Genomic DNA, 1,549 nt, shown 5'->3' with positions numbered 1-1,549 from the left:
AGTCGTCGATGGCCCTCTGCTGCGAGCCTCCGGCATAGTTTGGCTTGGAAGGCAGAAGTAGCAGATCCCGCAACTGAATACCATAGCCGAGCGGAATCGCTCTCCACCCGTAACTCGCCAAAAATTCCATCCTAGTGTGAAATGGCGGGGATACTCGAGTACGAGGTAGTTCTGCAAGAGCTTTCGACTACGAAATTGACTTTGGGTAAGCGCAGCGAGAAATCGAATCAACGCTGAGCGCTCTAAGACGAGCCAGCAGGCACACTTCTTCTATTCGTCAATTCAGTCTTATTGAGTAATGTGTGCGGAGCGAATTCAGGCGGCCAGATCGTAACGATGGTGCAGGCCACCAAGTCTCGGCATGGATACGATCCTGCAAGCTGCATCGGAAATCTTCACTTCTTCACGACCTGCTGGCGTTCCCTTCCCCAACGCAAGATGCGTCCGATCCTCGTGGTAATAACAGATGTACTCAGTCATCAGTCGCTTTAAATGATGCTCATTGAGCACAATCACATGGTCAAGTAGATCTCTTCTGCAGTTCCCTACCCAACGTTCTGCGATGCCGTTTTGCCACGGACTTCGGAAGCTAGTCCGCTTGGGCTCGACACCAAAGCTCCGCAACGTACGAATGACTTCCTCATTGAAGTTCGCGCCCCGGTCGAAGATCAGGTAGCCGGGCGCCGAATCGTATGGAAACGCTTCGTGCAATTGTTGAGTGATCCAGGCACTCCTCGGATGTTTGGTGACGTTGCAGTGGAGAATCGTTCGCCGGTCGTGCGCGATGACAAAGAAGCAGTACAGCACGCCGAAGGCTAACGTTGGCACCGCGAAGAAATCCATCGCAGCTATCGCTTCTCGGTGGTTTTTCAGAAAAGCTGCCCATCTCTTTGCCGGCTCTGGGTCTCTCGGCGCCTTTCGCATCCACCTTGAAACCGTTCTTTCCGAGATGTCGAAGCCGAGCATCGTCAGTTCGCCATGTATGCGCGGAGCTCCCCAGGTTCGGTTCTCGGAAACCATGCGAAAGATCAGTTCGCGCAATTCGCTGCTCACACACTTTCTGCCCGCACTACTACGATGCCGCGACAGCCATTTCCAGTACAGCCTGAATCCTGTGCGATGCCAGCGAACGACCGTCTCCGGCTGTACGAGAACCAACACGCGCTTCCATCCTGACCAGAGTCGGCACATCAGTACCCAGAACAACTTGTCTGCCATAGCCAGTTTCGGCAGCGGACGCTTTTCTTTGAAAACGGCGAGTTGCTGCCGTAGAACAAGGTTTTCCAGGAGCAGTTCGCGGCGAGAATGAAAAGTTCGGGTGAACAGAAGGAACAGGAACCTCAGCAGACGCAGCATCAAACCAGTTTTACACAGAGACACAAAACTAGACGCACAACCCATCTGCCTGATTTAACGGCAGATCGCTATTTTGGCGAGCGACAACCCACATCAAGTTCTCCAACCAAGGTCTGCACTGGATAGCTAAGACGAACGAACAGTTCCCAACGGCATGCTCGCAACCTGCTCCCGCAAATGGTCTTCCATGACC

Annotated in this window: 1 protein-coding gene; it reads right to left on the bottom strand. The window is 53.3% G+C overall.

Annotated features, from left to right (window positions below; genetic code table 11):
• Positions 1 to 315: 315 nt before the first annotated feature.
• Entirely contained in the window at positions 316 to 1,356 is a 1,041-nt protein-coding gene (locus Q363_RS31590) for an integrase core domain-containing protein (protein ID WP_035358738.1), read from the bottom strand.
• Between the last annotated feature and the right edge of the window lie 193 nt (positions 1,357 to 1,549).

Origin of the sequence: Edaphobacter aggregans DSM 19364, assembly GCF_000745965.1 — a bacterium.
GTDB lineage: Bacteria > Acidobacteriota > Terriglobia > Terriglobales > Acidobacteriaceae > Edaphobacter > Edaphobacter aggregans.
Note: the sequence above shows the minus strand (reverse complement) of the source record. Positions and strands in the feature narration are given on the sequence as shown.

Excerpts from the sequence above, each read along its gene's own strand:
- Q363_RS31590 (WP_035358738.1), bottom strand. The coding sequence starts at position 1,356 with ATGCTGCGTCTGCTGAGGTTCCTGTTCCTTCTGTTCACCCGAACTTTT.